This is a genomic window from Mycobacterium sp. E3305 (assembly GCF_001666785.1).
Taxonomy (GTDB): domain Bacteria; phylum Actinomycetota; class Actinomycetes; order Mycobacteriales; family Mycobacteriaceae; genus Mycobacterium.
In genome coordinates this window covers 84,595-109,609 of sequence record NZ_LZJA01000074.1, presented here as the reverse complement: position 1 = coordinate 109,609, position 25,015 = coordinate 84,595, and the positions used below count along the sequence as shown (strand labels likewise).

At 68.1% G+C, this 25,015-nt stretch carries 24 protein-coding genes; 13 read left to right on the top strand and 11 right to left on the bottom strand.

What is annotated here, in order from left to right:
* The coding region (locus tag A5701_RS07385; protein WP_156669966.1) for a molybdopterin-binding protein at window positions 1-557 on the top strand (557 nt) is incomplete at its 5' end.
* Window positions 558-648: 91 nt separating this feature from the next.
* Window positions 649-918, top strand: a complete 270-nt coding sequence (locus tag A5701_RS07380) for a hypothetical protein (protein ID WP_067750289.1) — start codon at window positions 649-651, stop codon at window positions 916-918.
* Between the two features lie 3 nt (window positions 919-921).
* Here the strand turns inward: A5701_RS07380 and A5701_RS07375 are convergent, their stop codons facing one another.
* Together A5701_RS07375 and A5701_RS07370 are read right to left on the bottom strand one after the other, a co-directional pair.
* Window positions 922-1,350: an SRPBCC family protein gene (locus A5701_RS07375; protein WP_082950363.1), complete on the bottom strand. Its 429-nt coding sequence runs from the start codon at window positions 1,348-1,350 to the stop codon at window positions 922-924.
* 122 nt (window positions 1,351-1,472) lie between these two features.
* A complete protein-coding gene (locus A5701_RS07370) occupies window positions 1,473-2,030 on the bottom strand; it encodes a hypothetical protein (protein ID WP_067750285.1) in 558 nt (185 codons plus the stop codon).
* Between the two features lie 196 nt (window positions 2,031-2,226).
* On the opposite strand from A5701_RS07370, the gene A5701_RS07365 reads away from it, so the two are divergent.
* Window positions 2,227-3,993, top strand: a complete 1,767-nt coding sequence (locus A5701_RS07365) for a DUF4407 domain-containing protein (RefSeq protein ID WP_067750338.1) — start codon at window positions 2,227-2,229, stop codon at window positions 3,991-3,993.
* Window positions 3,994-4,009: 16 nt separating this feature from the next.
* Here the strand turns inward: A5701_RS07365 and A5701_RS07360 are convergent, their stop codons facing one another.
* Together A5701_RS07360 and A5701_RS07355 are read right to left on the bottom strand one after the other, a co-directional pair.
* The gene (locus tag A5701_RS07360; protein ID WP_067750273.1) at window positions 4,010-4,819 is read right to left on the bottom strand and encodes a DAPG hydrolase family protein; all 810 of its coding nucleotides are present in this window, start codon (window positions 4,817-4,819) and stop codon (window positions 4,010-4,012) included.
* A complete protein-coding gene (locus A5701_RS07355) occupies window positions 4,819-6,159 on the bottom strand; it encodes an FAD-binding oxidoreductase (protein ID WP_067750267.1) in 1,341 nt (446 codons plus the stop codon). The genes A5701_RS07360 and A5701_RS07355 overlap by 1 nt, the downstream gene beginning before the upstream one ends.
* A gap of 67 nt (window positions 6,160-6,226) precedes the next feature.
* Between A5701_RS07355 and A5701_RS07350 the strand changes: the two genes are divergently transcribed.
* Window positions 6,227-6,973 (top strand): IclR family transcriptional regulator, encoded by a 747-nt coding sequence (locus A5701_RS07350; protein ID WP_067750265.1) that lies wholly within the window; start codon window positions 6,227-6,229, stop codon window positions 6,971-6,973.
* 214 nt (window positions 6,974-7,187) lie between these two features.
* On the opposite strand, the gene A5701_RS07345 is transcribed toward A5701_RS07350, so the two are convergent.
* The 3 genes from A5701_RS07345 to A5701_RS07335 form a co-directional block, all read right to left on the bottom strand.
* Window positions 7,188-7,475, bottom strand: coding sequence for an ANTAR domain-containing protein (locus tag A5701_RS07345; RefSeq protein ID WP_067750263.1), 288 nt, complete (start codon window positions 7,473-7,475; stop codon window positions 7,188-7,190).
* Window positions 7,476-7,717: 242 nt separating this feature from the next.
* Entirely contained in the window at window positions 7,718-9,082 is a 1,365-nt protein-coding gene (locus A5701_RS07340) for a wax ester/triacylglycerol synthase domain-containing protein (RefSeq protein WP_067750261.1), read from the bottom strand.
* A 115-nt stretch (window positions 9,083-9,197) separates the two neighbouring features.
* Window positions 9,198-10,430, bottom strand: coding sequence for a CaiB/BaiF CoA-transferase family protein (locus tag A5701_RS07335; RefSeq protein ID WP_067750260.1), 1,233 nt, complete (start codon window positions 10,428-10,430; stop codon window positions 9,198-9,200).
* Window positions 10,431-10,717: 287 nt separating this feature from the next.
* Between A5701_RS07335 and A5701_RS07330 the strand changes: the two genes are divergently transcribed.
* The 8 genes from A5701_RS07330 to A5701_RS07295 are packed head-to-tail and all read left to right on the top strand — an operon-like array spanning window position 10,718 to window position 19,331.
* The gene (locus A5701_RS07330; protein ID WP_067750259.1) at window positions 10,718-11,581 is read left to right on the top strand and encodes a mycofactocin-coupled SDR family oxidoreductase; all 864 of its coding nucleotides are present in this window, start codon (window positions 10,718-10,720) and stop codon (window positions 11,579-11,581) included.
* A 4-nt stretch (window positions 11,582-11,585) separates the two neighbouring features.
* Window positions 11,586-12,569, top strand: a complete 984-nt coding sequence (locus A5701_RS07325; RefSeq protein ID WP_067750333.1) for a thiamine pyrophosphate-dependent dehydrogenase E1 component subunit alpha — start codon at window positions 11,586-11,588, stop codon at window positions 12,567-12,569.
* Window positions 12,566-13,576 carry an alpha-ketoacid dehydrogenase subunit beta gene (locus A5701_RS07320; protein ID WP_067750257.1) on the top strand — a complete coding sequence of 337 codons (1,011 nt, stop codon included), beginning with the start codon at window positions 12,566-12,568 and terminating at the stop codon, window positions 13,574-13,576. Before A5701_RS07325 ends, A5701_RS07320 begins: the two co-directional genes overlap by 4 nt.
* Complete coding sequence (locus A5701_RS07315) at window positions 13,569-13,805, top strand: lipoyl domain-containing protein (protein ID WP_067750255.1); 237 nt, start codon at window positions 13,569-13,571, stop codon at window positions 13,803-13,805. Before A5701_RS07320 ends, A5701_RS07315 begins: the two co-directional genes overlap by 8 nt.
* Before the next feature lie 17 nt (window positions 13,806-13,822).
* Window positions 13,823-14,695: an enoyl-CoA hydratase-related protein gene (locus tag A5701_RS07310; RefSeq protein ID WP_067750253.1), complete on the top strand. Its 873-nt coding sequence runs from the start codon at window positions 13,823-13,825 to the stop codon at window positions 14,693-14,695.
* A gap of 8 nt (window positions 14,696-14,703) precedes the next feature.
* Window positions 14,704-16,236 (top strand): acyl-CoA synthetase, encoded by a 1,533-nt coding sequence (locus tag A5701_RS07305; RefSeq protein WP_067750250.1) that lies wholly within the window; start codon window positions 14,704-14,706, stop codon window positions 16,234-16,236.
* Window positions 16,237-16,245: 9 nt separating this feature from the next.
* Window positions 16,246-17,631, top strand: coding sequence for an SRPBCC family protein (locus tag A5701_RS07300; RefSeq protein ID WP_067750248.1), 1,386 nt, complete (start codon window positions 16,246-16,248; stop codon window positions 17,629-17,631).
* Window positions 17,628-19,331: an FAD-binding protein gene (locus A5701_RS07295; RefSeq protein ID WP_067750246.1), complete on the top strand. Its 1,704-nt coding sequence runs from the start codon at window positions 17,628-17,630 to the stop codon at window positions 19,329-19,331. The genes A5701_RS07300 and A5701_RS07295 overlap by 4 nt, the downstream gene beginning before the upstream one ends.
* Before the next feature lie 8 nt (window positions 19,332-19,339).
* On the opposite strand, the gene A5701_RS07290 is transcribed toward A5701_RS07295, so the two are convergent.
* The 3 genes from A5701_RS07290 to A5701_RS07280 form a co-directional block, all read right to left on the bottom strand.
* The gene (locus tag A5701_RS07290; RefSeq protein WP_067750244.1) at window positions 19,340-20,698 is read right to left on the bottom strand and encodes a hypothetical protein; all 1,359 of its coding nucleotides are present in this window, start codon (window positions 20,696-20,698) and stop codon (window positions 19,340-19,342) included.
* A 312-nt stretch (window positions 20,699-21,010) separates the two neighbouring features.
* A complete protein-coding gene (locus tag A5701_RS07285) occupies window positions 21,011-21,853 on the bottom strand; it encodes an enoyl-CoA hydratase-related protein (protein ID WP_067750242.1) in 843 nt (280 codons plus the stop codon).
* Window positions 21,854-21,925: 72 nt separating this feature from the next.
* A complete protein-coding gene (locus A5701_RS07280) occupies window positions 21,926-22,513 on the bottom strand; it encodes a class I SAM-dependent methyltransferase (RefSeq protein WP_067750240.1) in 588 nt (195 codons plus the stop codon).
* Window positions 22,514-22,615: 102 nt separating this feature from the next.
* Between A5701_RS07280 and A5701_RS07275 the strand changes: the two genes are divergently transcribed.
* The gene (locus A5701_RS07275; RefSeq protein ID WP_156669965.1) at window positions 22,616-23,179 is read left to right on the top strand and encodes a TetR/AcrR family transcriptional regulator; all 564 of its coding nucleotides are present in this window, start codon (window positions 22,616-22,618) and stop codon (window positions 23,177-23,179) included.
* A gap of 31 nt (window positions 23,180-23,210) precedes the next feature.
* Here A5701_RS07275 and A5701_RS07270 read toward each other — a convergent pair whose 3' ends face one another.
* The gene (locus A5701_RS07270; protein ID WP_067750326.1) at window positions 23,211-24,977 is read right to left on the bottom strand and encodes an amidohydrolase family protein; all 1,767 of its coding nucleotides are present in this window, start codon (window positions 24,975-24,977) and stop codon (window positions 23,211-23,213) included.
* Window positions 24,978-25,015 lie beyond the last annotated feature (38 nt).

The window sequence follows — 25,015 nt, the reverse complement described above, 5'->3', positions numbered from 1 at the left end:
CGCATCATTGGCGCAACGGGCGCCTGCCGGAGACCGTCGAGTACAAAGAGCTGGAGGCAAACGACTTCAAGGACTGGCGGCTGAAGGTCTACGGTCTCGTCGAGCACCCGATGGAGTTCTCGCTCGAGGACCTGATGGCACTGCCCTACCACGAGCAGATCAGCCAGCACTTCTGCATCCAGGCCTGGTCGGGCGTCGCCAAATGGGGTGGCGTGCAGGTGAAGACGATCATGGACATCGTCAAGCCGCTGCCGGAAGCCAACTGGGCGGTGTTCTATTCGATGGGCCTGGGCGCGACGGGCGGCATCTACTACAACGCCCATCACATCGGCCAGATGGACCACCACATGACCATGCTGGCCTACAAGATGAACGACCAACCTCTCCCCTACATGCACGGCAGGCCGCTGCGGCTGCGCAACGAATTGCAGCACGGCTTCAAGCTCGTGAAGTGGATCAAGGGGATCGAGTTCGTCGCCGACTACCGCGACATCGGCAGCGGTTACGGCGGCTACAGCGAGGACCACAAGTACTTCGGACGGCATCAGACGCTGTAGTCGGCGTCGACGCGTCGGTCGTTTGTCCCGACGGCATTCCGGGTAGCACAACTAAGCGGCCCAAAGGAATTGACCAGAGGAGACGCCCCCCATGACGCACAGCCCCGCTCACGCTCGGACCAGCCGCCGGGACTCGGCACGCCAGGCTGAACGCACGCCCGGGCTCGTCGTCATCGTGGCCGCCGCCCTGGCATTCGTGGTGTGCGTGGCGACCTTCGCCCTCGGCCACGCCGGCGCGGGCGTCGCCGCGGCGATCGTCGCCCTGCTCGCGTTCGGTGCCGGGCTGGACTGGCTTGGCATGGACCGCAGGCGGATTCGCCAGGCGGAACGGGATTGGCCGATCGGCCACGCGGCGCGGTAGCCCCTATTGCAGAGCGGCCAGGTTCTTCACGGACTTCTCTACATCCGATCGAAGCACCCGGGCCACCAACCCGCCGATCGGCCCGCCGAGCAATCCGCCCCGCAGATCCGCCGTGAGATGAAAGTCGGTTCCGGGATCCTTGCTCGTGACCGTCATGGCCACCCCGAGCCGAATCCCACCGCGACCGCGACCTTGCAGCTCAATCGCTTTCGGCTCGTCGTAGCGGGTCACCGTCCAGTGGATGACGTTGCGAAAGCCCTTGACCTTCACGCACGACGAGACGCAGGTGCCCTCCTCGATCTTGTCGGGAACGGGTCCGCGCCACCCGGCGAAAATCGTCATCCACTCGTCGAACCGACTCAGGTCGGACGCCAGCTTCCAGGCGGCCTCCGGATCCACCTCCGACGACACCGAGACATCTACACGTGCCAAGTTCCCCCGCTCCTCCCCGACGATGATCGCGGTCGGCGCCGGCACGGCAGCACAGGCGACCCGGCGCGCAACCCGCACTGAGTACCCGCGGACGACCGGGGCTATGCGTCGCGCCGGGGGCCCTAGGGCCAGGCCTCCTGCAGTTGTTGCGCCACGTCGATGATCTGCGCGGCCTGCGACTGCGGCGAGTCGATCTCCTCGGCGACATACTGGGCGACGAACCGGCGGATTTCGCCGTCGACGCCGGCGAGGATGCGCAGCACCTCGCCGCGGAAGGACTTCGACGACACGTTGACGGTGATGTCGGAAGGCCGGGGCTTCGCGACGTCGACGATCAGCAACAGCGGCTCGGCGGCCCGCGCCGTGGCCCGCAATGCGATGTCTCCGGAGACGACGAACCGCTGCTTGTCGAGCCGGAGGTCGAGCAGCAGGTCGATCGACAACGGGATGTGGATGCTGAACGTGATGCTGTCACCCAGGCGGCGGGTGACCTTGGGCTCGTGGATCTTGACGTTGGCGCTGACCTTGGCGATTCCGCCGGGGCCCTGCGCGATGGGCTCCATGGCGAACTCGTTGCCGGCGATGTCGGCGAACGCGGCGGCGACACGCTCGGGAGTGACAGCGACCTCGAAGAATCTGCGACCAAACTCTTCGTAGGTGACAAAATCGTGAGTCTCCATAGGCTCATACCGTCTCACGCCGGCCGCCGGAACCGTCGCTGATCTGCACGCGTCGCGCAAATCCGCGACCACCACGGCTCGCCCGCCGGGATGGCCGGCGAGCCGTCGGATTGTGAGGCACGCCACACCCGGGGGGCTTCGATTCGATCCGACGGGCGGTCGCCTGGGAGGCTTGTTGGCTTGGGAGGTGTTTTCGATGTGCGCCCAGGAAGTTACCGAGAAGCGGTCGGCGTGGTGGCCCGCCGGCCTGCTCACGTGGCTCGGCGGCGGGCAATGGCGCGAACCCGCTGATCGCGGCGAGCGCTCCACGCACGCCGCCGAGACCGGCGCCGGCGCGGTGGTGTTGTTCGGGGCGGTGCTGGCCGTGCTCGTCGCGACCCTGGCGGTCGGCGAGACCGGCCGCTGGTCACTCGCCTCCGTACTGCCGCTGACGGTGGTCTTCGGGTTGCTGGTCGGCGCGGTTGCCCGCGCCACCACGTCCGGGTCCCAGCGCGGCCGGGTCGGCACGGCGGGGCGCGCGTCGGTCGCGACCGCGCTCGGGGTCATCGTCGGCGAACTGGCCGCACTCGTCCTGCTTTCCGGCTCGATCGACCATCGCCTCGACGAACGTGCCCTGCGCAATGCCGGCTCGGCGCCGGCCGTCGCGCAGGCGTCGGCGTCCCTGCAACAAACCAGGGATGCGCGGGCCGCGCTCGACGGCGCCGTCGACGGCGCTCATCAGCAGCAGGATCGGGCCCTGGTCATCGCCCGCTGCGAATACCATCCCACTCCCGCCTGCCCACAAACCCGCATCACGGGTGTCCCCGGTGTCGGGCCCGAAACACGAACGGCGAACGAGCTTCTCGCGGACGCACAGCATGAACTGGACGATGCGCTCGCGGTCCGGGATCGACAGGCCCCGGAGCTGGACGCCAGGATCTCCCGCGAGCAGCAAGCACTCGACGAGGCGCGTCGCGGCGCGGTCGCGGGCGCCGATCGCGGCCTGGGCGCTCGCTGGGTCGCGATGAACGACCTCACCCGCACCGACGCCGGGGCGCTGACCTTGCGGCTGCTGACCATCGCGTTCTGCGTGCTGCTCTACGTGTTGCCCCTGATCCTGAGGCGGTGGCGCGGCGAGACCGCGCTCGACCGGCGCGCGGCGGCACGCGCGGATCGTGAACGCGCGGAACTCGAGGCCGACACCGCGATCGCGATCAAGCGGGCAGAGGTCCGCCGCGAGGCCGAAATCCTGTGGGCCGAGCATCAACTCACTCAGGCCCGGCTCGCCATCGAGGCGCAGACCGAGATCGACCGGGAGCAGCAGCGCCGGCGAATCGCGGACGCCATCGATCCCCCGGTGCGGGCGTCGTCGCAACGGCCCATCGAACCGGCCGACGAAGACATCTATCTGCCGATCGCCGCGGAAGCCGAGGCCGCCAGCCGGGCGATTGTCGGCCTTCCCGCGCCGGCGCAGATCGCCGACGTGGAGAATCTGCCGGCGCCCGTCCAGCGCGACGTGGTGGCGCACGAAGAACGCGGCACGTCGCTCATCCCGTCGATTCCCGACGCCACCAAGGCCGCCGCGCGATGGATTCGCCCGTTGGTGCCCCCGTTTGTGGGGCGGGTGATCGACACCACGACCGCACCGCTGCGCACCGCGCGCCAGGTCTTCGAAGAGGTCGAGGAGTTCACCTTCTCGATGCGACGCACCCACAAAGTCACGGTCGACTCCGAAAGCTCCGAGCCTGGCGAACGTGCCGAGCGGCCTTCGGAGACGAGCGAATCCCCCTTCCCTACAAGAGCTTTCGTCGACTCGGCCCGAGACCGAACCGGCCCGTCCCCGCACTCACGGCTGGGCGGTCCGGACCGGCACGCGCGGTCGCTCGGGAAGGCGCGGCGAAGCGACGATCGGGAGCTCGCCAGGCGGGACGGGCCGGCCGAGTTGGGCGCCCCCGAAGGCCCGCGTCAGCTCCCGCCCGCTTAGCGCGGCGTCCGCGCGCCTACTCGTCGCCGAAGGCCGCGTGGAGCTCCGGCAGGAAGGCCGCCAGATGATTCATCTCCTGGGCGCAGTGCACCAGCAGGTTGCGCGCGCTGGTCTCGGCGTTGCCGAGCACCCGCGAGGCGATGGGGCGCACGGCCCGCGACGCGACGCCGGGGACGTTGCGCACCGCGATGTGCCGTCCGCCCATCCAGAACCGTGACCGCATCTCCGCGCCGCCGGGGGTCGACCGGACGTGGTGGATGAACCAGCCGACGTCCACCGGGGCCTCGCTGGATCCGAGCCGGGCACAGATCGCCACCGCGCGATCGTCGTCGGGCGGGCAGCCCATGCTTGCCGGCTCGACGAATTGGATTGCGCCGTTGAGGATTGTCGAGCCGATGTATTCGCTGATCAGCGACCAGCGGCCGATGTAACGCCGGGCGCCCCGGCGGCCCGTGTCGTCGCCGTCCTTCCAGGCGGCGGCCAGGTGCGCCCGGGGATGCCAGAGCTTGTACCGGCGGGTGTCACAGCCGTGCCAGCCGAACCACCACGACCACATCGCCGGGGTGACCCCCGGCATGTCGGTGCGCACCGACACCTGGTAGCCGCCGTCGTCGAGGGCCCCGTACCCGTTCTCGGTCTGCTGGTACCCGTCGTCGGCCACCCGCGCGGCGTCGTCGAACGACGGCAGCGCCATGGCGCCTTGCGGCCCGTGTTCGAGCGCCTCCACGACGTGGCGTGGCAGCGGGGCCATTTCGGGCGTGAAGAACTTGCCGAAAGGGGTGTTCGCGTCGTCGCCGCGGTAGCCCAGATAGAGGTCGGTGGCCATCAGAGTCGTCCCATCCAGCTGTTGAACAAGCCGTCGGGGTCGTACTCGGCGCGCACGCGGTCGAGCTTGGCCATGGCGGCGTCACTGGCGAACCGCGCGGGCCGCTGGCCGAGGTTCTCGTCGGCGAGCTGAATGCCGATCGCGAACTCTGACATCGCGGCCATGTTGGACCGCGCCCAGTCCGCGTACTTGGCCTCGTCGGCCGGGTCCTTCCACGAACCGTAGAGCGCGAGGTAGATGTCGCCCTCGATGCTGTAGGCCATGTCCTGGCGGGGCGGGCAGGGGCCCCAGTTCAGCCAGAGGAAGTGCGCGGGATGCGGCGGCATCGTGTCCAGGATCGTCCGGATGCCCGGCAGCAGGTCCTCGGCCGGTGCCGACGTCCACATGTTGTCGACGGCGTAGTGGTGGTCGGACAGGTAGTGGCTCATCGCGACGTCATACCAGCTCGGCAAATCGGTTGGCATATAAGGAATCTTGACGAGCGCCCGATCGGCGACCGGGCAGCTGCCGAACAGCGCCAGGGCCTTTTCCGCCTCCTCGTCGGAGTCCGCGAAGGCGGGCGACGCCAGCGAGATGACCGGGGTGTCGATGCCCATGTTCGGTTCACCGCGTGAGGCCACGGCCTGCAGCTCGACGCGGGGGTCCACTTCGGCACTGACCGCGCGGGTCCATGTGAAGACCTCGTCGGCCAGCTCAAACGGGTAGACGTAGACGCTGGTGCCGCAGGCGCCCGGTCGCGGATAGAGCTTGAGGTAGAACGAGGTGACCACGCCGAAGAAGCCGGGGCCGGCGCCGCGGGCGGCCCAGTAGAGGTCGGCGTTGTTGCTGGCGTCGCAGTGAATCTGTTCGCCTTCGGCGGTCACGACGTCGAGGCCGATGACGCTCTCGCAGGCCGGGCCGTAGACGCGGCTGTTCCAGCCGTAGCCGCCCTGCAGCAGGTAGCCGCCCAGACAGACGCCCTTGCAGTGGCCACCGGGAAAGAACAGCCCCTGCGCCTCGAGGTCGGCCATCAGCAGGCTGCCGCCCTTGCCCGGACCCACTTGGGCGAGGCGCTTCTCGGCGTCGATGACGGCGTGGTCGAGCCGGCTGACGTCGAGCAGCACGGAACCATCGCGCAGGTGGCTGGCCGCGAAGCTGTGTCCGCCCGAAACGATGCTGACCTTGAGCCCGTGGGTCGTGGCGTACCGGATGCCGGCGACGATGTCGTCGGCGTCGATGGCCTGCACGATCACCTCGGGGTGGCGCTCGGGCACCCGCTGGTGCCACACGGTGCCCCGGCGGGCCGCCTCGTAGCCGTCATCACCCCGAAAGTAGTGCCGTCCGGCCGGCAGCCCGCTCATCGACCATCCCCTTTGATTCGGAGTTCGGATCTTTGTGATCCGGGATGCGGAACACTATAGTGGAGGAATGCCGTCCACGGGGGAAAATTCGCCAACTGGTCGCGACGAAGGCATCCAGGTGCTACGCCGCGCGGCCGCCGCGCTGGACGAGATCGCCGCCGAGCCGGGGCGGCTGCGTCTGGTCGACCTCGGCGAGCGGCTCGGGCTGGCCAAGTCGACGGCGCGGCGGCTGCTGGTCGGTCTGGTCGAGGTGGGCTTGGCCAGCGTCGACGGGCAGGGCCGCATTGCCCTCGGCGACCGCCTGTTGGGATTCGGCAATTCCGACGGGGCGCACATCACGGCGGTCTTCCGCCCCACGATCGAGCGGGTGGCGCGCGCGACCGACGGCGAGACGGTCGACCTGTCGGTGCTGCGGGGGCAGCGGATGTGGTTCGTCGATCAGTTGGAATCGTCGCATCGCCTGCGCGCGGTCTCCGCGGTCGGCGTCCGGTTCCCCCTCGAGTCGACGGCGAACGGCAAGGCCGCCCTCGCGGCGCTGGACGACGCCGACGCCGAGTCGGTCATGTCCCGATTGGGTGCCGAGGCCGCCGACCGGCTCCGCGGAGAGGTCGCCGAAATCCGGCGCACCGGAATCGCTTTCGATCGCGACGAGCACACCCCCGGGATCTCGGCAGCCGCCATCGCGCGGCGCACCGTGGGTGACAACGTGGTTGCCATCTCCGTGCCTGCGCCCACCGAGCGGTTCGGCGAGAAAGAACAGCGCATCGTCGACGCATTGCGCGCCGCGGCCGAATCACCGGCCTGGGCACGCTGACGTCAGCGGACCAGGTTGATCCCATAGTCGATTTCGGGCGCGGGCCGATTGGTCGCGCGATTTCGCCGAGACCGCCGCACCCCCCGCCCGCGTGCCGGCCACTGCAACCGAAGCCCAAAAGCGCCACCCTCCGCGCGCGCCTTTGCGTCGTTGTGGTTGGGGACGGCCGGGTTACCCCTCGAAAGCTCGGCCGTCCCTGCGTCTCGATCCCCGCTCAACAGGTCACTGCGGCGGAGGAGAACAAACGTCCCCATTCGTGCCGAGCCGCGGATTGCGCGTCGGTGAAGCTCGGTGTCTTCTCGCCATCGCCGGCCAAATGCACCAGGGCCCACGCCATCGCGAATACCGGCACTTTGTGCCGCAAGGCCGCGCTGTGCAATTCGTCCAGGGCGGCTTCGGACGGGCACCGGCGCAGGCCGATGAGTATGCCCCGCGCGGTGTCGAGGATGCGACCGGAATTCGGGCCACACGAAGTCTGGGCAGGGACCCAGTTCGCCGTCATATTGTGGATACCTCCTGCGGCGCCGTCACGAATCCGCCACTGAATAGCGGACGAGGAATTCCTGCGCTACGCATCGTCGCGGCCGCAAACCTCAAAGGCGCCCTGTGCCATGATTTGTCGATTGATCGCGTTGTGCCAGAGCGCCGCCGGGATTGATATCGGGCCGTGACCGTTTCGGGATCGGCTGCTAACCAACGACTCCGGAGGAATTCCGGATTGTGTTGCAATCCGGCTACCGCGAATTAGGTTGCCAACGCGAGTAATTCGTCGAAGCCGCCGACGATGGCGTCGTGGAAGACGTCGTAGTCCGGAATTGCGGTGGTGTCGACGTTCAGGCCGAGCCCGCACGTGTCGACATACGTGAGAAGGGTGACGTTGACTGCGGAGCCGATGGTGGGGCCGAACGCGTATTGCGCTCGCACCGGGGCACCGCCGAGGAAGACCGGTACGGGTACGCCGGGCACGTCGCTCGCCACGAAGTCCACGTGGCGCAGGACCGAGCCGATGTACCACCGGGGCGCCAGATTGAGCATCCCGGCGATCAATTGCGTGTATGGCAGGGATCTTTCGTTGCGCACCGCCGCGGTGCGCTGCCGGATCGCTTGGATGCGCTTCGCCGGGTCGGCCTCGCCGACGGGCACGTCGAAGCGCATCAGTGTGATCCGGTTCCCGCCCATGCCATCGTCTTTGGTCCGCAGGCTGATCGGCATCGTGATGTGCAAGTCGCCGACCGCGACACCGTGCTTCTCGTGGTAGAGCCGCAGCCCACCCGCCACCCCCGCGACGAATGCGTCGTTCAACGCCCCACCGCAACGATGCGCGGCCTCCCGGAGCGGCCGCATCGCCACCTGATGCACCCCGAGCCGCCGGATCAGGCCCCGTTCCGTCGCCAACGGCGACCCGGGGCTGTTTATCGGCCGGACGGTTCGGTAGACCGAAGCGGCGGTGTTCGCCGCGGACCGGATGGTGTCGACGGGCCGCCGAATGCCGTCGTACATCAACCGCGGGACCCGGGTCGCCGCGCCCGTCAGGGCGGTGCCCAGCAGGCCGGAGTCGTAGCGCGCGGCGTCGCGATATCCACCCAGCAGCCCCGACTCCGCCGCCTCCGGCTCGGGCGGCAGGGGTTCAACGCGCGACAGGTCCTCGGAGAGGTCGAAGAGGTGCATCGCGATCTGCACCCCCCCGACCCCGTCGGTGAGCGCGTGGTGAAACTTGCAGATCAGGGCCGCGCCCCCGTTGGCCAGGCCGTCGATGAACGTCGTTTCCCACAGCGCGCGAGCCCGGTCGAAGTCCTGCATCTCGGCCACGCGCGCCATCTCGAGCACGTCGTCGAGCGTCCCTGGTCCCGGAATGCTCGCTCGGCGCAGGTGATAGTCCAGGTCGAAATCCCGGTAGTGCTCCCAGCGCGGCGGGGCCGGCGGGGGCGACTGCACCACGCGCTGCCTGAACATGGGCAGTTTGCGGCTGATCAAGTCGAATCGTCTCCGCACCTCGTCCCAGTCCGGCGACCGGTCCAGAAGTACGACGCTGACCACGGTCGATCGCAGCCGTGGGTCGCTTTCCATTGCCCAGGTGAACGCGTCGCTCGCGCGCATGAATGCAGTCATGTCCGTGCTCCTTTGCACAGAACGTACGACTGCGGGCGTCTCAGGTCACCGGGTTATCGGCAGGCGATGACTTTGGTCCCCACAGTTAGCGCCTTTCGTCGACTAGCGGCGAGGCTCACAGGATCGCCCCGAGGTCCTTGGCCCTGGCGATGTCGTCCCAGTCGACGTCGAGCTCGAGCAGGATCTCCTCGGTGTGCTGGCCGTGTTCGGGCGCACGCGCCGGCGCCGGCGGCGTTTCGTCGAACTGCACGGGCGCCGCCACGACCCGGTACTTCTCCCCGTAGTCGTCGACGTTGGTCACCACGTATCCGTTCGGTTCGACCTGCGGATCGTTGAGGGTCTCCCGCGGCGTCGCCAGGGCGCCCCACACACCGGGCTCGTCCTCGAGCGCCTTCTGCCAGTGCGCGAGGTCGTGTCGGGCGAAGACGTTGGTCAGGATCTCGGTGGCCGCGGCGGCGTTGGCTATCAGGTTGCTCGACGGAACGAATCGCTCGTCGGTCGCCAGCTCCGCCAGGCCCATGCGTTCGCAGAATCCCACCCAGAACTTGTCCGGTTGCAAGAAGACCAACTGGATCCACCTGCCGTCGCGGGTCTTGTACCGGTTGACGAGCGGGTTGATGGCCAAGCCGGGCGGTGCGCCCGGGATCCCGTCGATGTCGAAGAAATCGGCCGCCGAGATGGACGGCGCTATCGCCCACATCGCCTGCGCCAGCAGCGACGAGTCGACGATCGTCGGCTCACCGGTGCGCTCGCGATGAAACAGCGCGGCGCAGACACCGCCGGCGAGCGTCGCGCCACCCTGGAGGTCGCCGAACCCCGGACCCTGCACGGCGGGCGTGTCGGTGCCGAAGGGCGTGAGCGTGTAGGCGACGCCGCCGCGCGCGAGGTAGGTGGCCGCGTCGAAGCCTCCGCGATCCCGATCCGGGCCCCGCACCCCCAGCCCGGTGCCGCGCGCGATGATGATCCTCGGGTTGAACGACCGGATGTCGTCGACGGTCAGCCGGGCCCGCTCGAGTGCGCCGGGCAACCAATTGGTAAGGAACACATCGGCACTCGCCAACAGGCGGCCGAACAGCTCCCGGCCCGTCTCGGATTTGATGTCGACGGCGATGCTGCGCTTGCCGCGGTTCCCCAACTCGAGGATGAAGTCGGCGTCCGGGCGAGCCGCCTGCCGGGTGAACCCACCGACGACCAGCGCGCGTCCCGGATCGCCGGAGGCGACGCCTTCGACTTTGATCACGTCGGCACCCCAGTCCGACAGGGCCGCACCGGCCGACGGCACATAGGTCCACGACGCCAACTCGACGACCCGCACCCCTTGGAGCACACCCCCGCGCACGCCAGACATCGCCAACTCCCTCGGTCGAACCGCCATTCCTTGCTATTTTAGATATTCTAGCTAGTCTAGGGCGTAGCGGTAGACCCGCTGCAGGTCAGCGCAGTTTTTCGTGGAAGAGATGCGATGGATCCGACCGTCGGCCCGATTCCGACGCCACCCCGCGGTGAACGCGCGCCGTCTCCCAGAGCAGCCACGCGGGTGCCCGATCCGGTTCCGCTCGGCCGCCCGCGGCACCGCTCAAAAATGTTGCGCACCAACGTGGTTCGCGGCATAGCCACACGGACGAAGGACGGGCGATGGGCAGGGTAGCGGGCAAGGTGGCCGTGATCAGTGGCGCCGCGCGCGGGCAAGGCCGTTCGCATGCGCGGATGCTGGCCGCCGAGGGCGCGGACATCATCGCGGTGGACCTGTGCGCCGACATCGAGACCAACGAATATCCCCTGGCCCGGCGCGAAGACCTGGACGAGACGGCCCGGTTGGTCGAGAAGGAGGGGCAGCGCGCGTTCACCGCGGTTGCCGACGTCCGCGACCGCGCCGCCCTGTCCGCGGCGATCGACGAGGGTGTCGCCGAGTTCGGCCATCTCGACGTCGTCGTCGCCAACGCGGGCATCTGCCCCCTGACCGCGGGCCTGCCGCCGCAGGCCTTCGCCGACGCCGTGGACGTGGACCTGGTCGGCGTGCTGAATCTGGTGCACGCGAGCCTCAAGCACCTGCAAGCCGGCGCCTCGATCATCGTGATCGGGTCCAACGCCGCGTTCATGTCGTCGATGAACACCACGGGCATCGACGGTGGCCCCGGCGGGGCCGGCTATGCCTTCGCGAAATTGGCCGCGGCGCACTATGTCAACGACTTCGCCTTGGCGCTCGCCCGGTTCTCCATCCGGATGAATGCGGTGCACCCCACCAACGTCAACACCGACATGCTGCACAGCCCGCCGATGTATCGCGCCTTCCGGCCGGACCTGAAGGATCCCGCCCGCGAGGACGCCGAACCGGTTTTCCCGCTCGTGCAGGCGATGCCGATCCCGTACGTCGAGCCCGAGGACATCAGCGAGGCGGTGTTGTTCCTCGCCTCCGACGCGGCGCGGTACATCACCGGGCAGCAACTCCGCGTCGACGGGGGCGGCTTCCTGAAGGTCAAGCCGTGGTCCGGTGCGTGACCGCATGAGCGACGGGGCCGCCGGTGTCGAGCGCCGCCTGTACGAGCTGATGGTGCTGATGAAGGCCGCCGACGATCGGCTGTCCAAAGGCATTGGCACCGGCGAGTTCATGTGCGTGTACTGGCCCTCACGCGGCCAGGAGGCCATCGCCGCCGCGATGGGTGTCGCATTGCGCCCCGACGACCAACTGGTGACCACCTACCGCGGTCTGCACGACCTCATCGGCAAGGGCGTCCCACTGGAAGAGATCTACGGCGAGATGATGGGCCGCGTCGTCGGCGCGGGCCGCGGCAAGGGTGGCACCATGCACATCGCCAAACCCGATAAGGGCGTAATGCTTTCGACCGGCATCGTCGGGGCCGGCCCCCCGGTGGCGGTGGGGCTGGCGATGGCCGCCAAACGCAAGGGCTCCGATCGCGTCACGGTGGTCAGCTTCGGCGACGGCGCCACCAACACCGGGTCCTTCCACGAGGCGGCGAACATGGCCGCGCTGTGGGACCTACCGGTGGTCTTCGTCTGCCAGAACAACCTGTACGCCGAAATGACGCCGACCGTCGACACCATGAAGCTCGCACACGTCGCCGACCGGGCGGCGGGCTACGGCATGCCCGGGGTGCGCGTCGACGGCAACGACCCGCTGGCAGTCAAAGCCGCGCTCGACGACGCACTGCAGCGGGCCCGCTCCGGCGAAGGCCCCACCTTCATCGAGTGCGTGACGTTCCGGTTCCGCGGCCATTACTTCGGCGACCGGATGCCCTACATCCCCAAGGAGCAGTTGGCCGCCGCGATCCAAGCCGACCCGGTCCCCCGGTTCCGCAACCACCTCGTCGAGGCCGGCGTCTGCAATTCCGAGGAGCTCGACCGCATCGACGATGAGGCAACGGCGACAGTGGAAGCGGCGCTGCACACCGTGATGGGCGCCGACGGCCCGTCGATCGACGAGCTGGACTCCGACGTGTACGCGACCCCGATCGGGTATCCGGTATGAGCGCGCAAGAACAAGAGCTGACCATGCGCGAGGCGCTGAACCTCGCGCTGGATCAGGCCCTGGCGGCCGACGACAGGGTCTTCCTGCTCGGTGAGGACATCGCCGATCCCGGCGCGTCCGGTCCGACCGCGGGGCTGTCGACGAAGTATGGCCACGAGCGGGTGCTGGACACCCCGATCTCGGAGGCGGCGATCGTCGGCGCGGCGATCGGCGCCGCCATCGACGGCCTGCTGCCGGTGGCCGAGATCATGATCATGGATTTCATCGGCATCGCCGCCGATCAGCTGATCAACAACGCGGCGAAGTTGCGCTTCATGACCGCCGGACGCACGACGGCGCCGCTCACCATCCGCACCCAGGTGTACGCCGGGCTGGCCACCGGCGCGACGCACTCGCAAAGCCTGGAGGCATGGTTCATGCACATCCCCGGCATGAAGGTGATCGTGCCCTCCACTCCGCGGGACGGGAAGGGCCTCCTGACGGCGGCGATCTTCGACCCGGATCCCTGCCTGTTCGTCGAGACGATCCGGCTCCAGGGCAAGAAGGGCCCCGTCCCGGTCGAGCCCGGGTTTTCAATCCCGTTGGGCCAGGCCGACATCAAGCGGCCGGGCACCGACGTGAGCCTGATCGGCTACGGACGCTGCGTGCACGACGCGCTGGCCGCCGCGGCGATGCTGCACGATCAGGGCGTCAGCGCCGAGGTCGTCGACCTGCGCACCCTGGTGCCACTCGACGTCGAGACCATCATCGACTCGGCTCGCCGCACCCGCCGGGCCGTCATCGTCCACGACGCCGTCCAGTTCGCCGGTCCCGGAGCGGAAATCGCCGCGATCCTGCACTCGGAGTTGTTCTCCGAACTCGCCGCGCCCGTCGAACGGGTGGCCGCCCGGTTCGTCCCCAACCCGGCCGCGGCGGCGCTCGAGGCGCAGGTGTACCCGTCGCCCGAGCGGATCGTCGCTGCCGCGCAGCGGACCCTCGAAAAGACGGGCGCGGGGGCGCATGGCTGACTTCATCATTCGCATTCCGCGGGTCTCGGTGGCCGTTTCCGAAGCCGAGCTGACCGGCCTGCTCGTCGACGCCGGCCAGCACGTGGAGGCGGGCACACCGATCTACGTGATCGCCACGGAAAAGGTGGAACAGGAAATCGAAGCGGGAGCGTCGGGCACCGTGCGGTGGACGGGGCAGGTCGGGAACACCTACGACATCGGCGCCGAAATCGGCGTCATCACTTCTTGAACGAAAGGTGAGCACGTATGGATCTCAACGAGACTCGCGAGAGAATCATCTACCAAAAAGAGGGACCCATCGCCCGGGTCACGCTGAACTGGCCGGAGAAGGCGAACGCCCAGGATCAGAAGCTTGCCGAAGAGGTCGACGCGGCGCTGCTGGACGCCGACCGCGACTACGACATCAAGGTGCTCGTGCTCAAGGCCAACGGCAAGGGCTTCTGCTCGGGCCACGCCATCGGCAACAACGCGGTTGACTACCCGTCGTTCGTGGAGAACGCCATGGTGACCGGCCACCCGTGGAAGGCGCAGTCGGACCTGTTCGTCAAGCCGACCCTGAACCTGTGGGAGTTCTCCAAGCCCACGATCGCGCAGGTGCACGGCTACTGCGTCGGCGGCGGAACCCATATGGGTCTGACCACCGACATCGTCATCGCCGCTGAGGACGCCTACTTCTCCTACCCGCCGCTGCAGGGATTCGGCATGCCCTCGGGTGAATGTTCCATCGAGCCTTGGGTGTTCATGAACTGGCGCCGTGCGGCGTACTACCTGTTCACCGCCGAGGTCATCGACGCCAGAAAGGCGCTGGAGGTCGGCCTGGTCAACGAGGTCGTCCCGCGTGATCAGCTTGACGACCGTGTCGAGGCCATCGCCCGGCACATCGCCCAGGCACCGTTGACGACGCTGATGCTCACCAAGGCCAACCTCAAGCGGGCCTGGGAGCTGATGGGCATGCGGGTGCACTGGCAGAGCTCCAACGATCTCGTCGCGCTTGCCTCGATCAGCAAGGATGTGCAGCAGCTGATTCAGACGGTGTTCAAGGACAAGGTGCTGCCGTCCGAGCACGCCCGGCGGCAGGCCGCGGCGGCCGCCCAGGCTGACGGCGCCGCAGCCACTTAGGGCCGCCGGTGAATCTCGCCGATCACGCGATCGCGGCCGCTTCGTCGCCGGCCCTGATCGCCGACGGCCGGGCGATCCCGTTCGGCGAACTCTATGCCCGCAGCCAGCGCGTCGCCGCTGCGCTGCATGACGCCGGGCTGCGCCCGGGCGACGGTGTGGCCCTGGTCCTGGCGAACCGGCCCGAATTCCTCGAAATCACCTGGGCCTGCCAGCTTTCCGGTCTCTACTACACCGCGGTCAATACCCACTTCACCCCGGAGGAGGTCGCCTACGTCCTGGACGACTCCGACGCCAAGGCCGTGTTCGTCGACGCCAGCATGCCCGATCTGGCCGAGCACGTCCGCGCGGCCAACGCGGCCGTCACCGTCCATCTCGTGGTGGGGGGCGAGCTGCCCGGGTGGGACGGGTACGAGGACGCGCTGGCGGTGGCCGGCGCCGCGCCGGCCGTGGCGGACGGGTCGGAGATGCTGTACTCGTCCGGCACGACGGGGCGGCCCAAGGCCGTCCGCCGCCCCCTCCCGACCGACGGCAACGGCTCGTGGGCGCAGGCGGTCCTGGAGTTGGCGCTCACCCACAAGTACGGGATGAGCCGGTCGAGCGTGTACCTCTCCCCCGCACCGCTCTACCATGCCGCCGGGGTGAACTACACCATGGCGGTCCACCGCGTCGGCGCGGCTGCCGTCCTGATGCGCAGGTTCGACGCCGAGGCCGTCCTGGCCCTGATCGAGACCCACCGCGTCACGCACGCCCAGTTCGTGCCCACCATGTTCGTGCGGATGCTCAAGCTGCCCAGGGCGGTTCGGGAGCGCTACGACGTCTCGAGCCTGCAATGTGTCATCCACGCGGCCGCGCCCTGCCCGGTCGACGTCAAGCACCACATGATGAAGTGGTTCGGGCCGATTATCCACGAATACTACGGCGGCACAGAAGGATTCGCTGGGACCACGATCGGTCCGGAGGAGTGGCTGGCCCATCCCGGCTCGGTGGGCAGGCCCATGTCGCCGGTGCACGTCGTCGGCGACGACGGCGTCGAGCTGCCCGCCGGGCAGGCCGGGGAGCTGTTCTTCGAGGGCGGACCGGATTTCGAGTACTTCAAGGACCCGGCGAAAACCGTGTCGGTGTCCAACGACCGCGGCTGGCGCACCCTGGGCGACATGGGCTTCCTCGACGAGGACGGCTATCTCTACCTCACCGACCGGTCCACGTTCATGATCGTCTCGGGCGGGGTGAACATCTATCCGCAGGAGATCGAGAACCTGCTGATCATGCACCCCAAGCTCGTCGACGCGGCCGTCTTCGGCGTCCCCAACGACGAGTTCGGCGAGGAGGTCAAGGCCGTCGTGCAGCCGGTCGACGGCGTCGCTCCGGGCCCCGAACTCGAGGCCGAGCTGATCGAATACTGCCGAGCGCACGCCGCCGGCTACAAATGCCCGCGCACCGTCGAATTCGTTCCCCAATTGCCCCGGGACCCGAACGGAAAGCTGTACAAGAGACGCCTCCGCGAGCGTTACTGGCAGGGGCGGGCATCGCGGATCCTATGAGGGGATGAAATGGTCACCACCCAGAGCACCGATAACAGCCAACTGAACTGGACCCCGCTTCCGGTGCCGTGGGCGGTCCAGGCCGTCGATCGCATTCCCAAGCAGCGCTACTACGACCCGGAGTTCTACGCGCTCGAAAGCGAAATGCTCTGGCCGCGCGTGTGGCAGATGGCCTGCCGTCTGGAAGAGATTCCCAAGGCCGGCGACTACGTCGAGTACGAGATCCTTGACGAGTCGATCATCGTGGTCCGCCTGGACGCGGAAAACGTTCGCGCTTACCACAACGCCTGTCGCCACCGCGGGGTGAAGCTGGTGGAGGGCAACGGAAACCGGCGCACCTTCGTGTGCCCGTTCCACGGCTGGTGTTGGGGCATCGACGGCCGCAACACCTTTGTGCTCAGGCCCGAGGAGTTCGACGAGCACAACCTGGACCCGGAGGATCTTCGCCTGGTTTCGGTCCGCTGCGAGGTCTGGGGTGGATGCGCGTGGATCAACCTCGACGACGGCGCACCGCCGTTCCGTGACTGCTTCGAGCCGTTCGCATCGATCTACGACGCGTGGAAGGTCGAGTCGCTGCGGGTCGAGTGGTGGCAGTCGTGCCGGCTGCCGGTGAACTGGAAGCTGGCGACGGCCGCCTTCATGGAGGGCTATCACGTCCCGCAGACCCACCCGCAACTGCTGCCGTCCAGCATGCCGAAGCGGCCCGGCACGGCCGAACCACCCGGATTGGCCCAGACCAACCTCTATTTCATGCGGACGTTGGGCGAAGGCATGGCCGGCATGACGCACGAGAACGATGTCCGCATCGCCGAGGGCTTGCAGGACCTCGAACTGCCGGCCGACCCCGCCGAGGCGATGGCCGTGTGGCGCCGCACGCTCAACGACGCGATCGTGCACTGGCATCGAGCCCGCGGCTGCGACATCCCCGACCTCAACGAACTCGAGCGGCGCGGCATCACCGAAGCGATCAATTTCGGCTTCCCCCACTACTTCCTGCTGCCCCAGTACAGCAGCGCCTCGTCGTACCGGATCCGGCCGCTCGGCCCGGAGGAAACGCTGTTCGAGATCTGGTCACTCACCCGCATCCCGCCAGAGCAGAGCACGCCAAAACCGACGCCGCCGGTGCCCATGGCACCCGACGACCCGCGCTGGCCTCCGATACCGGCCCAGGATTTCTCGAATCTGCCCCGACAGCAAAAAGGCTTGCACTCCAAGGGTTTTGAGTACATGCGACTGTCCAGCAGGATCGAGGGCCTGATCTCCAACTTCGAACGGGTGATAGACGGCTTCCTCGCCGGCCTGCCGTACGACGCCCTGGTGCCCGCCATCCAGAAGACCAACACCACCATCGACGTGCCCGTCGCCGACCTCGGTTTCAGCGGGGGGGCACGATGACCGGCCGGTGGGACCGCACGGTCGATCTGCTCATCGCGGGCAGCGGCGGGGGCGGCATGGTCGCGGCGCTGGCGGCGCTGGACTCCGGCATCGAACCGCTGGTGATCGAAAAGCAACCCCTGGTGGGCGGTTCCACCGGCCTCTCCGGCGGCATGGTGTGGCTGCCCAACAACCCGCTGATGCGCGCCGACGGCATCCCGGACTCACACGAGGACGGGCTGGCCTACTTCGACGACGTCGTCGGTGACATCGGCTCCGCCTCATCGCCGGCGCGGCGCGAGATGTTCCTCACCGCGGGGTACGAGATGATCAACTTCCTGACCCGCAAGGGGGTTCGGTTCGTGCGATGCCCGGGCTGGAGCGACTACTACCCGAACCACAAGGGCGGCAACGAAGCCGGCCGCGCCATCGAGTGCGTCCCCTACGATGCGGCCGCGCTGGGAAGCTGGAGCGACAAGGTCCAGCCCTCGATGGCCAAGAGTTACGGCGGGTTCGTCCTCAAGACGAACGAGCTGCGTTCGGTGCAGTACTTCAATCGGTCGCCGCGCGCCTTCGCGGTGGCCATGCGGGTGTTCGCGCGCACCAGGGCGGCCAGGCTCCGCCGCCGCGAAATGCTGACCAACGGCGCATCCCTGATCGGGCAGATGCTCAAAGCTTTGATCGACCTGCGCGGTGAGCCGCCGATCTGGACCGGCGCCGCCATCGAGGACCTGATCGTCGAGGACGGCCGCGTGGTCGGCGCGCGCGTGGCCCGCAACGGCACCGTTCTCAACGTCGAGGCCCGCAAGGGCGTGCTACTCGCCGCGGGCGGCTTCAGCCGCAACGCGGACATGCGCCGCCGCTACAGCGGGGACCAGCCCAACGAGGGGCACTGGTCGATCGCGAACGCCGGCGACACCGGCGAGGTGTTGCAGTCCGCGATCGGCCTGGGCGCCAAGACCGACCTGATGGACGAGGCATGGTGGCTGCCATCGGTTTTCATCGCCGACGGCGGTGACGCCGCGCGGGCGCTGGGCAGCGGCCGGCAGCGGCCGGGCGCCATCTACGTCGACGGAACGGGCCGACGGTTCTGCAACGAGTCCAACTCGTACGTCGAAGTCGGCAAAGCGATGTACGCGAACAAGGCCGTGCCGTGCTGGATGGTTTTCGACGAGGGCTACATCACCCGATACGTGTCGGGTGCCAACCCGTTCAAGAGGCGCCGCCTCCCCGAGGAGCTGGTCACGCGGGGCGCGGTCGTGCGGGGCGAGACCGTCGGCGACCTCGCTCGCCAGATGGGCGTGCCCTCCGACGCGCTTGAGCAGACGATCAAGCGCTTCAACGGGTTTGCGGTCAAGGGCCTCGACCCGGACTTCGGGCGCGGCCAGTCGGCGTACAACGACTGTCTGGGCGATCCCGGGTACCGCCCCAACGCCGCGCTCGGCCCGCTCGAGCGGGCCCCCTTCTATGCCACCAAGGTCGTTCCCGCCGATGTCGGGACGTGCGGCGGGGTGATCACCAACGAGCACGCGCAGGTGCTCGACGAGGACGACTGCGTGATCGACGGGCTGTACGCGACGGGCAACCTCACGGCGACGGTCATGGGCCGGAACTACCTGGGCGCCGGCGGAAGCATCGCCTACACCATGGTTTTCGGTTATGTCGCCGCCCGCCATGCCGCGGGCCGCAGGGTCGCCGGCGAGAGAAGCCGCGCCCGCTAGGACGTCACCTAGAGCACCACGCCTGACGGCGTTCCCCCGGGGGTGGTGGCCCCGGGCTGCCCCGCGGCCGGTGGCTCGGTGGGGGCGTTGCCCGACGCCTGGTCCCCGGCCGCCGCGCCTTCGGCGACCGTCGTCGCCTCGTCCTTTTTTTCTTGGTCCTCTTTGTCCTTGTCCTCGTCGTCCTTTTTCGCTTCGTCGGCGGGCGGCGGCTCCGGGGTGGTGTCCGACGCGAGCTGCGCGGGCGTCGACGCGCCGCCCATGCCCTGGGTGAGCCCCTGGATGCCCTGCATGGCGCCCTGCATGCCCTGCGCAGCACCCTGCAGCGCCGGCGCCATGTTCCCCGCCAGCTGGCCGAGCTGCGCGGGCGTCGGGGTCGGCGTCGGCGACGGCGCCGTCCCCTGATCGGGCTTGGGCTCGGGCTTGGGATCCGGCTTCGGCGTTTCCCCGGGCGGCTTGATGACGTGGGCCTTGGGCGGAGCGTCCGGGTTCAACGGCTTCAGGGGAATGTTCGCGTACTGGACGTAGTACTTCAATGCCGATTCCGAGGTCGCCTGAAGTTTTTCGTACCAGTCAATGGCCGAAGCGATGTATTCCTGGTAGCCGTTTTCCACGTAATACCGATACCAGTAATCGCATTGCGACACTTCGTAGGTCGTGGGATGCGCGCCGCCCAGGGCGTGTTGATTCATGTATCCGGTGGTGGCGGTGACTTTCTTGTGCACGTCGACGACTCGGTCGGCCTGCTGTCCGAGGTCGGCGCACAGTTTCGCCATCTTGTAAATCCACTCTTTTTGTTGCTGGAAATTCCGTTCGACCTGCTCCGTCGCCTCACCCTCCCAGCGGCTGAACAGCCGGAACCGATAGGTCTGTTCCTGAAATGACTGCTGAAACGCTTTCCACTCCTGCGCAAACGCCCGGAACGACGTGCCCTGGTCCCCCGTCTCGATGTCCTCGGCTGCCTGTCGGACTTCGTAGTAGGGGTATTCGAACGGCGGCGCCGCCGCCATCGGCTCGGGCGCCGTCCAGGGCTCCTCGTCCGCGGCCAGCGTCGGCGCCGCCACCCCCGCAGCGGAAGCGTCGTTGTTCAGGATGTTGCCGATGTCCTCCGCGGCCCCGGTGTCGACCTCTTCGTAGGCCTTGGCCGCGTTCCTCAGGGATTTCGCCAGACTCCTCCATTCCCGTTCGCAGCCCTTGAGGTACAGGCGCAACGTGTCAGCGGTGAGCGCGAGTCGGGTCGCGGTATCGCTGATGAACGAAAGATTGCACGGCCCTTGTGGATTGGAGGACGGAACGGTCGGCAGCGGTTGCTCAAGTTCGGCGGCTCGCGTCAGGAGTTCCTCGTACTCCACATTCAACGTCTGCGTCATGTCGGGTCATTCTCCTTGTGCTGAAGCGAACTTCGCCGGTAAGTCACGTCGGGGAGAGCGCCGTGCCGACATCCTGGACGGGCGGGCACTTTCTCACGGTCTGGCCCGACGGCACGGGCACGCGCCGGGGCATGGGCGGTCCGATACGCTGCAGCCACCAAGCACCCCTCTCGTTGTGCCGGCCATGCGGGTGGTGCAGTGGCGCGCCAGCCGCTACCAGGTGCAATCCTAATTCACCGACCGGGGCTGTCATGCGCCAATTTTCACGGCTCTCACCGGGTCTTCACCGGCTCGCGTTGAGCGGTGATCGGGCTACGGGTTCTGCGGGTCGTCCTGGCCGACGAACTCGCGCGGCTTCATGCCCGACTGCTTCAGCTCGGCCCGCCGGGCCTGCACATCGGTGGCGGCGCCCACCATGTTCGTCAGGATGTGACTGACCTGCAGGTGGACCCGCATCCCCATCAATTCCCACGCACGCTTAACGTTGTTCTTCACCGCCATCAACGTGGTCAACGGGATTTGGCCGATCTTGCGCGCCATCTCCTCGACGGTGTCCTCGAGTTCTTCGCGCGGCACCACCTTGTTGAGCAGGCCCCAGTCGAGGGCTTCCTGCGCGGACAGCGTCGGGGCCAGCAGCAGCCAATCCATGGTGCGATGCCAGTTCATCAGCAACCACGGCTCGATCATGGTGTGGCCGCCGGGCTCGCCGAGGCTTTGGGCGAGCGGCATCTGGAAGTACGCGTCCTCGGATGCGACGCAGAAGTCGGTCAGCAGGCCGAGGTAGATCCCCCCGCCCATGCAGTAGCCGTGAATCGCGGAGATGGTCGGCTTGGGGAATTCCCACAGATACAGCGTCGGCCACAGGAACAGGTCGGCGGTGCCCTTGTACAGGTCCTCGAAGGTCTCACCGAAATCCGGATACGGATTTTCGTCGGGGCCCCAGCGGGCCACGTGTCCCCCGCAAAACCCTTTTCCGTTCGCCTTGAGGATGACGACCTTGATCTCCTTGTCACGGTCGGCTTCGTGCAGGCACTCGTCGACTTCGGTGACCAGAACCGCGTCCTTGGTGTTGGCCTTGTCGACCCGGTTCAGGATGATCCGCGCAATCGGCGGCTCGCGCTCGTAGATCACCGCTTCCAGGACGCGCCGCTCCATGCGCGTGACATTACCTTCAGACCGCCGGGCCGGAAGCCGATTCGTCCTGCTCGATCGCCAATGCGCTCCGCGCTATGTCCGCGGCGGCGAAAAAGCTTGCCTCCCAGCGGCGTCGGCCGCGCGCGCGAGCAGCCAGGCGCAACCCGCGCCCTCACCGGACGCGACCGGCTCGAGGTCGGCGAACGCCGCGGGTAGCTCACCGGCGACCGCGCGAAACGGCCCCGGGGAGCCGCCGACTTCGCTCAGCACGGCCATCGCCAACAGCCCGCCCGGCGCCAGGCGCTCGACGATCGCGCGATCGAGGCGGCGGTCCCGGAATCGGTGGCAGAGGATGACATCCAGGGGCGGCCCGGCCGGCAGTCCGCCGTCGAGGTCGACGACCTCGAACCGGCACCGGTCGCTGACCCCGGCGCGGTGAGCCAAGTCCCGGGCATGGGCGACGGCCACCGGCGAGACGTCCACTCCCTGCACCGCAAGCCCGCGCGTCGCGAGCCACACCGCCGCCAGCCCTGGCCCGCACGCGAGATCGAGGGCACTGCCCGCGGCGGGAAGCAGCTCCGCGTGGGGGGCCAGGAATTCGGGCGGTCCCACGGCCTCCACCGGAGGCGGTGCCTTCGTGGCGTACCGCTCGTCCCAGCGCCGCCGGTCCGCCTCGGCCATGGGCGCCACTCTAGATCCTTTTGGACGGCCGCCCGCGGTTCCGGGCCGGCGGCCGACAGGTTGCCCTGCCGCGCCCGGGCGAAGCCTTCCTACACTGGACGGGTGTCTAAAGATGCGGCGCGCCGGTCCGACCGCAGGCCGGGCCAGACGATCCGCAAGGTCCTCGACGCCGGGCTGGAGGAGCTGCGCGAATCGTCGTACGCGAATCTGACGATGCGTTCGGTGGCGACCCGCGCCGGGGTGTCGCCGGCCAGCGCCTACACCTACTTTCCGTCGAAAAGCGCGCTGGTGGCGGCGGTGTACCTGCGGTTCCTGCGCGAGCTCCCGCTGCATACCGACGTCAACGAGACGACCAAGGCGCGGGTCAGCGCGACGCTGCGCGACATGGCCGTGGTGGTCGCCGACGAGCCCGAGCTGACCGCCGCGTGCGGCGCCGCGCTGATGGCCGACGACCCGGCGGTGCAACCGATCCGGGAGCAGATCGGGCAGGAGGTGTCCGCGCGGATCGGGGCCGCCCTGGGTCCCGGCTGGCCGCGTGCGGTCAAATCCACACTGCAGATCACCTTCTCCGGCGCCCTGATGACCGCCCGGTTCGTCAGCTTCGACGAGATCGAGGGACAACTCGAAGAGGCCGTCAACCTCATCCTTGGCGCCTCCGTCGCCTAACCGGCGGTGCCGCAAATGATTAGGCGGCGCGTCACGCCACCGGCGTCAGGCTCCGGGAATCCTGACCGGCCCGCAGAAAACGGCCGAACTTCTGCCTGCCCAGTGCCGGTGCGGGCTCGCCCGCACCGAACGCGAACCGTCCCGCCACGAGCACGGCGCTGACGGTTTCGTCGTTGCGGTTGACCATCCGCGACAACCCGCCGTAGGACTCCACCGGATGCTCGGCGTAACGATCCAGCGAAGCGTCGAGCTTGTCCGGATTGATCACGACGAGGTCGGCGCGATCACCTTCGCGCAGGGTGCCTGCGTCGATTCCGTACCAGGAGCCGAGCTCGCCGGTGAGCCGGTGCACGGCACGCTCGACCGACATGAACGGGGTGCCGTGCTTTTCCGCCTCGTGCACGTGCCGCAGCAGGCGAAGCCCGGAGTTGTAGAAGGCCATGTTGCGCAGGTGCGCCCCGGCGTCGGAAAAGCCCATCTGCACGGTTTCACTTCGTGCCAGCTTCTTGAGCACCTCGGGGCGATGATTGGAAATCGTGGTGCGCCAGCGCAGCTGTTCGCCGTGCTCCACCACCAAGTCGAGAAACGCGTCGACCGGATGCAGGCCGCCGCGGTCCAGCCCCACCTGCCCGAAGGACTTGCCCACCACCGTCCGGTCGGGGCAGGCCACGATCTCGGCGTCGAAGAAGTCGCGGTGCCACACCCTGGGCCCGAACTTGCGGTCGTAGTCCTCGCGGAACCGGCGGCGGTAGTCCTCGTCGCGCATGAGCTGATTGCGCTCGATCTCGCTTTGCAGGTGCAGCGCCGCTGCGCCCGCGCCGAACTCCTCGAACACCACCAACGAGATCCCGTCGGCGTAGACCTCGAACGGCACCGGCAGATGCTGCCAGCGGAAGTCGCCGCCGAGGCCGTTCACCACCCGCGCGAGCCGGTCCATCAGGTGGATCACCGGGGGTATCGCCTTGATGTCGGCCGCCGAGAGCAGGCTGGTCTTCAGCCGGGGACGGCCGAGGCCCAGCGACGTCGCCAGCTGCGAGACCACCGACAGTGGATTCTTGATATCCGGCCCCGACTGCAGGATCTTGTTGCGCCGCCGCAAGATCGCGTTCAACCGGCGCAGTTCGCGGGTCTTGGCGTACGTCGACGGCAGCGTGCGCGACCGGCAGACGTCGCCGTCGAGTTTGTCGAACAGCAGTTGTTGTGAGGACATCCCGACGAATCCCTCGTCGAGCGCCTCGTTCAGCATCGACTCCATCCGCGCCAGCTCCGCCGCGGACGGCCGGACGTCCTTGCGCGTCGCCCGGTCCAGGCCCATCGTCGCGGCACGCATGTCGGAGTGGCCCATGAAAGCGGCCACGTTGGGGCCCAGGTTGCGCCGGTCGAGTTCGGCGACGTACTCGGCCGGATTGTTCCAGGAGCGCGCCGCGTCGAGATGCTCGATGACATAGCGCCGCGGAATCGCCTCGACCCGGCCGAAGATGTCCCCCGCGTCGACGTTGTCCAGATAGACCGTGGACAACGAACACGATCCCAGCATCACGGTCGTCACCCCGTGTCGCAGTGATTCGGAAAGTGCTGGCTCACAAAGTATTTCGACGTCGTAGTGCGTATGGATGTCGATGATGCCGGGCATCACCCACTGTCCCGTCGCGTCGATCACCTCGGCGCCCGTCGTGTCGAGCGATTCCGGGGTGACGATCGCGACCCGGCCGTCGCGCACACCGATGTTTCTGCGCGCCGACGGCGCGCCCGTCCCGTCGAACCAGCGACCACCTGTGATTACGGTGTCGTAGTGCAAAGTCCCGCCTTCCTGCCGCGCGGCACCCCCAGATTCGC